9 protein-coding genes are annotated in these 7,954 nt (G+C 40.0%); 4 read left to right on the forward strand and 5 right to left on the reverse strand.

Going from position 1 to position 7,954, the window contains the following annotated elements:
• Positions 1 to 37 precede the first annotated feature (37 nt).
• The 3 genes from AC5JMF_RS09030 to AC5JMF_RS09040 all read right to left on the reverse strand — a co-directional run bounded on the left by AC5JMF_RS09030 (position 38) and on the right by AC5JMF_RS09040 (position 3,951).
• Positions 38 to 637, reverse strand: a complete 600-nt coding sequence (locus tag AC5JMF_RS09030) for an SRPBCC family protein (protein WP_495795370.1) — start codon at positions 635 to 637, stop codon at positions 38 to 40.
• On the reverse strand, positions 630 to 2,687 hold the full coding sequence (locus AC5JMF_RS09035; RefSeq protein ID WP_495795371.1) for a sensor histidine kinase: 2,058 nt from the start codon (positions 2,685 to 2,687) through the stop codon (positions 630 to 632). Before AC5JMF_RS09035 ends, AC5JMF_RS09030 begins: the two co-directional genes overlap by 8 nt.
• Positions 2,688 to 3,615: 928 nt before the next feature.
• Complete coding sequence (locus AC5JMF_RS09040; RefSeq protein ID WP_495795372.1) at positions 3,616 to 3,951, reverse strand: ribbon-helix-helix domain-containing protein; 336 nt, start codon at positions 3,949 to 3,951, stop codon at positions 3,616 to 3,618.
• Positions 3,952 to 4,034: 83 nt separating this feature from the next.
• Between AC5JMF_RS09040 and AC5JMF_RS09045 the strand changes: the two genes are divergently transcribed.
• The 4 genes from AC5JMF_RS09045 (at position 4,035) to AC5JMF_RS09060 (ending at position 5,549) form a co-directional block, all read left to right on the forward strand.
• Positions 4,035 to 4,271, forward strand: a complete 237-nt coding sequence (locus AC5JMF_RS09045) for a hypothetical protein (protein ID WP_495795373.1) — start codon at positions 4,035 to 4,037, stop codon at positions 4,269 to 4,271.
• A gap of 80 nt (positions 4,272 to 4,351) precedes the next feature.
• Positions 4,352 to 4,591 (forward strand): hypothetical protein, encoded by a 240-nt coding sequence (locus AC5JMF_RS09050; protein WP_495795374.1) that lies wholly within the window; start codon positions 4,352 to 4,354, stop codon positions 4,589 to 4,591.
• A gap of 16 nt (positions 4,592 to 4,607) precedes the next feature.
• On the forward strand, positions 4,608 to 4,997 hold the full coding sequence (locus tag AC5JMF_RS09055; protein WP_495795375.1) for an alr0857 family protein: 390 nt from the start codon (positions 4,608 to 4,610) through the stop codon (positions 4,995 to 4,997).
• Between the two features lie 363 nt (positions 4,998 to 5,360).
• Positions 5,361 to 5,549 (forward strand): hypothetical protein, encoded by a 189-nt coding sequence (locus AC5JMF_RS09060; RefSeq protein ID WP_495795376.1) that lies wholly within the window; start codon positions 5,361 to 5,363, stop codon positions 5,547 to 5,549.
• 124 nt (positions 5,550 to 5,673) lie between these two features.
• On the opposite strand, the gene frp is transcribed toward AC5JMF_RS09060, so the two are convergent.
• Together frp and AC5JMF_RS09070 are read right to left on the reverse strand one after the other, a co-directional pair.
• Complete coding sequence (gene frp, locus AC5JMF_RS09065) at positions 5,674 to 6,000, reverse strand: fluorescence recovery protein (protein ID WP_495795378.1); 327 nt, start codon at positions 5,998 to 6,000, stop codon at positions 5,674 to 5,676.
• Between the two features lie 135 nt (positions 6,001 to 6,135).
• Positions 6,136 to 7,095, reverse strand: coding sequence for an orange carotenoid-binding protein (locus tag AC5JMF_RS09070; protein WP_495795377.1), 960 nt, complete (start codon positions 7,093 to 7,095; stop codon positions 6,136 to 6,138).
• Positions 7,096 to 7,954: the final 859 nt, after the last annotated feature.

The raw sequence follows: 7,954 nt of genomic DNA on the forward strand, positions 1-7,954 counted from the left end.
CACATAAGTTTAATATTGAGTGATCGGGCGATTAAAATTAGAGTCTTCTGCCAGCTAACTCTTCTACACGTTGATGAATAGCTAGCAAATTTGATTGCAAATCTTTACTCAAGCGATTTTCGATGATTGCCACTGGCATGGTGAGTTTAGGCCAAACCTTAATTGTGTAGCAGAGGTTAGTTCCCATACACTCACCCAGATAATAAGGCTCTAAGTTCCAACTGCCAGAAAAGCCTTTAAAATCTCCTTCGACCATGCAGAAATTAATTGCTTTGGGAAAGCATTCTTCTAGATCTAGAACTACTCGCGCACAAAAGTTGATATTTAGCAAGCGCTGAGAGCCTATTTGCTCAAGTCGAATACCACCGTTGGGATGAGCCAGTAAACGACTTTTAGCGAGGTTAGGAATGAAGTCAACTAGGGATTCATAATCTGTCAAAACCTGCCAAATACGTTCTACTGGTTGGGGGATGTGGATTTTGGCACTGATTTGTCTTTGTCGGTCTGCAATTTTCTCGATTTTGATTTCTACTTGAGTAGTTGCAGAAACTAAATCAGTGGGGGAATCCCCTGGATTGGTTTCATCATCAGGGGATTGGAAATCAAAATCCTCTGTGGTGTGATGTTTTTTAGTCACTTTCAGGATATGGTTTGCTCTCGTCAGAAAATTGTGGCAGAGTCAAGGTGAAGCAAATTTCGCTCTCGTTAGAATCGGAGATTTGTAGACTCTCAATAGCGATCGCCCCATTCAAATGCTGCACCAGAGACTTGACCAAAGCAAGTCCCAAGCCAGTCCCTGGAGTCCAGCGTCCCTTACCACGACGGAATTTGTCAAAGATATAGGTTGCTTCTTCTTCAGAGATGGCACGTCCTGTGTTCGTCACTTTAATGATAACTTGATCAATTTGTTTAGCAACTTGATGAGCGGCTTGCAGGTGAACAACAGTATCATGTTCTGAGTATTTACAAGCATTAGTTAATAATTCTTGTAATATCCGGTCAAAGCTTTCTACTTCGGTTTGTAGTTGTAATGGCTCTTTTGGTAAATCTACAGAAATTTTTAATCCTTTCTCGGCAAGTTGTTTCTCAAAAGTTACTGATAAATCTAGGATTTTGGTATTTAAATCAATTGTCTTAAATTGTGGGGCTTGTTGATGTGACTCTAATTTTTGCAGCGTTAATAAGTCGTTAATTAAATTGATTTCCTTTGTACATTCTTGCTCTAAAATATCTAGATATCTAGCATGACGCTCTGGTGTTATTTCCGGAAAGCGGAGATTACGAATTGACAGCAGCATGTTGGTGAGCGGATAGCGTAGGCGATCGCTCATATTACTCATGAATTCATCTTTGAGTTGGTTGAGTTCTCGCAATTGCTCAACATATTGCCGTGTTCGCTCGTGCAGTTTAGCTTGGAGTTCTAAGCTGCTTTGTAGCTTCGCTGTTCGCTCGTCTACTAAGGTCTGTACTTGTCGTAATGTTTGTGATTGAATGATGGCATTGCTCACTTGGGCACAAACCATTTCTACAAGATTTAATTCTGCTGGTTGCCAAGTGCGAGCGATCGCTTGTTGCAACACCAAAAATCCTAAGATGACGCCTTGGCTTTCTAGTGGCATCAAAAGCACAGCAGGCAGTTCCTCTAACATAAAAAGTGGAGCTGCTATCCAGGTATCATTTTGTTCTGTATAATCATCAATAATTACAGGACTTCCTGATTCTGTAAACGCACGCTGGCATAAACCACAATCGGAAATTAGAAAAGACTGAGCCTCTGAAGTATCTAATCTATTGGCACGGGGGGTGAGTGTGGCTTTATTCCATTCACCAGTCAAAGTAGCTTTGGCTTTCGGGATTTGTTTTCTAGGTCGAGTCCTGAACAGTGGATCTGTATATTTTAGGAGTATGAGTAAACCGCGATCTGCCTGTAGAGATTCGGCAGTGGAAGCGATGACTAACTGGAGCATTTGATTTAACTCCAAGTTAGAAAGACTCAGTATAGTTAATTGCCTGATCAAGTTTTGATGCTGATCGCTCTTTTGCAAATGCTGCTGTTGTTCAGTGATCAACTGCGCTTGTGTGATTTGAGAAAAAGCGATCGCGCAAGCCGACTCTATTGCTTGGAGGCGTTGCTTTTCTGACTCACTCCAATCATAAGGTTGGAATTTGATCAAATTAATCACACCATTATTTTTGCCTGCAAATCGGGTAGGAATTGCCAAAACTGCTTTGATTGTTAATGGCAAATATTGACAACCAACTACCAAACTATTCTGGATAGTTGAAATATCCTCAATAGTTAATGGTTCAGCAGCACATTGCACAACTGGCGAATGCATGGATAGCGAGATTTCATCTGGGTGTGGCAACCCCAGATACTCTTGGGCACACCAACTAGCACTAGTTGCTTCTTCTCCAGTCTCAGGCACTGCTGGAACTAAGCAACAACAATCTACTTGGAAAGCAATGCCTAGCAATTGAGCAATCTCTTGCAGCATCAATGCCGTTGCTGAGCTATTGGCAATGATTTGATTAATCTTGTGTACCAACTGTTGGGCAGATTCTTCCTGATGCTGCATCAGCTTGAATTGGTAAGGTTGTATTCGGTCTAAATCATCTGGGTACTGCGGCAGCGACGACGATAAAGGCTTTTTCATTCCTAGTACGCCCTTGGCTGTTGACCACATTGTTTTCGTACCCAACCTTGTGGCATTTTACTCATCTTCAGTTCTATCAAGGCACCTTGATGGTTTGCAAATCTTATATGAATACTTTCTCTCACCTGTTATAGCCCCTTTCCATGCCAGATGACTAAGTTTTTAGTATATTAAACAAATTTCTACATAGGTAATAAACTACCTAAAATATCGTAAAACTGTTAAGCTAGTTTGTTTATAGCTTGTTGATATTGAGGTTATTTACTAACTTTGACCTAGAGTATCCTGTCTATAAAGTATACATAAACCGTAATTTCTCTGGATTTGAAGCATAATCACCATAGATTTTTACCGTGTTAATACTGTATTTTTTCAGAAAAATTGTAATATTTTTTTAGATTTTCTCTGAATCCTCTACTTTGAGTTAAATATGATTAAGACAAAGTTTTACCTTTTTCAACAAGAAGGCTCACACCTAGCCGGTAGGGAGGTGTTGAGATGAATTGTTGAGCGATGACGAGTTAACCTCCGACCAATATCAACCTAAAGGTTGATAAGGGAGTGGATCGAGGAAGCCTACACTTACCCGAAGGGAAGTGTAGGTACTTCACACTTAACACTCACATAAGTGTCAAGTATAGGGGTTAACAGGCTGAAAAGTCTTTTATTATCTGGGTTTACGCTCGGTTGATGTCCTCAACTATCTGACGAAACCTATCATAACCAAGAATTAACAAGAGTATTTTTGCTTAGAGCTAATGGCAGTAACTGTCAACTGCCCCACCGACGAGGGGACGGGGTTTTACGCACGTTTAATAAAGTTTTTATAAAATTTTTTCCTTTTATTTTTTGAAAAAAATCAGTATTTCTCCAAAAAGCTTCTTCCCTACTCCCTAAATTGGGAATGCAACTCAATTACTTGTGAGCATAACTGAGCTGCATTCACTTGTAGATAAGGTTATCCAGCCAAACTTTCGACACTCAAAGGAACCATATCCCCATTCCTCGTTAGTCCTAGTAACATTGGTTGTTGGGCTGGAATTAGTTGGCCTGTGAGTACACAGCGTTCTTCTTGCTGAGCTGTAGCAGCTATACTAGCTCGAATATCGGCTCGCGAAAATCGCGGCTTCCACTCACCGGATTTTTGCTGGACATAATTCCAGAGAATATCTCGGATCAAAGCTTGATATCCCTGATTGCCAGCAATTTCTTTGAGTTTATCTTTGAGTTCTCTTTCTAAACGGATGCTGGTAACTTCCATATCGGTGGTTGGGGTGCGAGCGATTGTATGCATCTTTTTCTCCTTAAAGGTATAGACAGGATAGTAATACAAGTGTAGTATGTTTAAAGGAATGTTCAATAGGTGAAAAATTTTCTGTGAAATCCATTTACCCCATCTCTACTTCTTTGCGTGCTGCCAACTGCCGATTCAGTTGGGAATCAGCCGCTATGGGAGTGGAGTATTTATTTATGGGCGATGGTAGCCAACATTATGGGCAAATCACAGAGGGTAATAATGATCTTAGATATCTCAATATTGGTGTGCTAATTGCAAAACCACAAATAAACACAGAAAGCGGGAGGTACAGGCTAAGGCAGACTGTACCGACATAAGACCAGAAGACATAATGGTCAATTTCCAACCCCCGCTTCTACTAAACAAGAGGCGGGGGTTTTTTATAAGGAGTGAAGTTGTGACGATATCTTCGATACACTGCGCGATCGCTAAGTGCGCCTTACATCCCAAGCAAGCAGAGTTTGATTGCTTTGTGTTAAAAGCACAAAAGAAGGGTGTGATTGTGGCGATCGCTATGCAAGTGTTAGAGCAATCTGTGATGGTGTTTTCGCAAAATTACTGGCCGCTGTGTTGGGCAAATATCAAGCAGGCGATCGCCGAACAGTTCTGGATAGATTTGCAAGCAAACCTGGAATAACAGGAGAGCATAAGGAATGCTGAAACTAACTTACACCGAAAGGAGTTTTTATCTAGAGTGTCTCACCCAATCCCTAGAGGAATGGGTGCAAGCACGAGTGATTTTAGCACTGCGAGTTGGGCAAGGTTTGTGTGTGGAACCCAGCACCGCTTCCTTTTTGCTTCCTGTTGATTTGCCAGGAATAGAGGCACTGAGGACTGAGGTGAAAAAAGATCGAAGTGAAATCATCGCTTTGTGTGCTTGCGATAGCGAGTATGTAGAGGTGACTCTGCGGGGTTCTTGGCTATCTGATAGTTCTGAGGATGCTCTGGGTGTTTTTGTCACGACTATGAGCGATCGCACTGAGTTCTTTTTGCACAAACTTTGGCAGGAAGCACAAGCTTGTGCTTCTGTGATGAGTGAATAATCATAACTCGTAAAAGTTACCTGTGTAGAGATGTTGCTGTGCGATGTCTCTACTTTGGTGTTTAAAGGTGCGATCGCTTTTTTGAAATAACATTTTTTACCGGGCTTCGCTAACACGCAGAGGCGCAGAGGAGGACACTTGCGTGCAGGGATTTCCCCCGTTGAGCAAAGTGTCTGTCGCACAGAGAAAGAGTTTTGGGAATTCTTGTAAAAAGTTAGAGAAAAATGCTCATAAGAGTTGTGTAGAGTAGCAGTTTTGGATAATTTCAAAAATTGCCCTCAACTTTTTGACTTTTTTTGTAGTATTTTTGTAGTATGTTATGTAGTGAAGTGAAAGACAAAGCCTCCTAAAGGACTAAAAGCTATGTTCTACATACACTTAGTACAGAAACGCTGGGATAAATCCAAAAGAAAATTTGTTTCTTTAACTTCCGAAGCATCTGAAGTTGAAGACACAAATAAGAAAAGTTCTAAATTTGCCCACACCAAAGCTACCGATTACATTCGTAATACACAAGTATCTTATTACTTAGAGCGTCGGTTGTTTTGCTAATAGTTTCTCATCATCGAATCAGATAACACAGAATAGAAAAATCTATTCTGATTCTCCCTATTCTGTGTTCTTGTTCTGGAGTAACAGACCCCCACAACTATTAACTGGCAAGTGATGAAAAGATTTACATGCGTAAAAGAACTGATATTTTAGCAAGCTTATCTTTATCTAGACCTTCCAGCTCATCCAGATGCAACCATCCATCTTTAACTAACTTGGAAAAGACAAAGATGAGAGCGGAATATCTATAATCGTACTTGCCATCTAGCTCATGCCTTCTGGCGCTCAAAAAATCATGGAGACGCCACATATCTTCAAGTTCTACAATTTCGCTTGCTTGGTGACGAATAACCTTGATCAAAGCATCAACTTCTCGCTTATAAGCTTTATTAAAAGCTTCCTGAGCTATCTTTTTTTCTTTGCTTGACCACTCAGTATCACTGACTTGCATTATCAAACCTAAAATCGACGTAGTTTTATATTTTACCGGATTTTGCTTTAATTTTGCCAAGAAAAAGCGCTCTGTGTATATGGAGCGCTTTTATCTATAGCTAATTACTTACATTGGATTAACACCAGCGTCTCTCTAACGAACTAGGTTTAATAATTCTTTAGGAGAAGCTAGTAAATCAATTGCCACAAAGAAAATTTTATTTTCGGCATTAAGTAAAAATCTCCAAGCAATGTTCATCCCCACAGCAGCACCAAACCAAGGAGTTTGCACTTTACCAGTAACTTTTATTTGAGTATATCCATCCTCTACAGATTCAGAAACACCGCGTTCTGGTATTAACTTGAGGTTTTGACATTCTTCTTTGAAAAACCGCAAAATGGCGTCTTTACCAACAATCGGTTTTTGAAAAGGAGGTTGCAATGCACCGTCTGGAGCGAATAAATTAATTAGCGCATCAAAGTCATTGGCATTTAGGTTGTTGATATAGCTCAACACTGTAGGATTGTCAACGCCTTCAATTTTGACTTGAGTCCGCTTTGCTATATCTTGTGGGGGAACAACAGGTTCAGATATTGGAGTGTATTCACCCAATTTACTGGGATCATACCCCATCGCTACCACAGCGTTGCGTAATACGGTGATTTGCTGACCTGCATCAATATTTCTAATTGCCTGTAGTACAGATGAAGCATTAGCAGACAGTTGATAGCCCTCTGGAATTGGAGCTACAAGCCCCTCTTCCATCCATTGTCCAAGCTGAAACCAAAAACCTAGTTTGATGTTTACAGACCAGGTAGCATAGGTTCGGCAAATCGGTGTATCAGCCCGGTTTGCCAAGTCACACATAACTTGCGATTGCTCTTGGAAATTCATCTGCCGAATTTGATTCAAGGTTCCTTCGGCAAATTGCATACTAGCCGCCCCTGGAGCAGCTACTGTGATTTGTTTCCCCATTTCCAAATAAGCAAACCATATCAATGCTAATTGGTCTTCAGCATTGAGTTGATTAAATCTGGCAATTGTAGCTGGTACAACATCAGCAGCTAATGTGTTGGGGAAAATACCGCGAGCCGAATCAATGGTAAATGGCATAAACCTACTCTGTCAGATTTACAAGAAGTTATAATTCAAATATTTTTATGAAAGTATGTTAACTTTCATCACTTAATGATACAGAAATATGGGATTAAAAATTCAGTTTTTTTGAATATGTTTAAAATTTATTTCCAATGGTAAGGATATTGCTCGACTGTGCTATGGTCAGCGCATTCTAGATCTGATGCCAAGTCGAGATCATAGACTCGGTATTTTAGATGTAAAAACCTTGCCAGCAGTGCTTTAGCAGATTTTTGGCAGTACAATCTGTCCAGTTGGGGATGAGTTTATTTAAGAATTTTGAACATCAGCCTTTTCTAGCTGGTTCATAGCTTACTCTGATAAATATTTGCAAAGAGAAGCAAAGATTTTAATGATGAATTGCATCAAAAATTTAGATAAATATTTTGGTCAAAATGTGATATTGGAAAAATTAGTTTTTGAAAGAAAAAAGATTTTAAAATCAAGTAATTAAGAAAGATTTATTAAACTTATACTATAAATAAAATGGCTTGATAGCTGTATAATGACTCAATATTTTTTGGGCATTTATTTTAATTGGAGATTTTAGGAAAAAAGCGTAGAATTGCCAATAAAATAGACTTTGCTCTCTGACAAAGCCCTTTTCTGATTTAAGTCTACCGATATTAACAAGTTCCGTGGGTTTAAGTCCCCTGTTCTCTAATCGGCAAGTTTTGTGTTGGGGTCTGTCTTACAAAGTTAAGGCAGTGTGATCTTGGGGGTTTCCCTCATGAACAACTGCCGTCAGAGCGGAGGAAACCTCCGCTCTGACTTTGCGCTAAATCCCCATTACAAAACTTAATTACGTTAGCGCAGCGGTAGCGAGTCCGCGATA

It is taken from the genome of Desmonostoc vinosum (assembly GCF_059505385.1).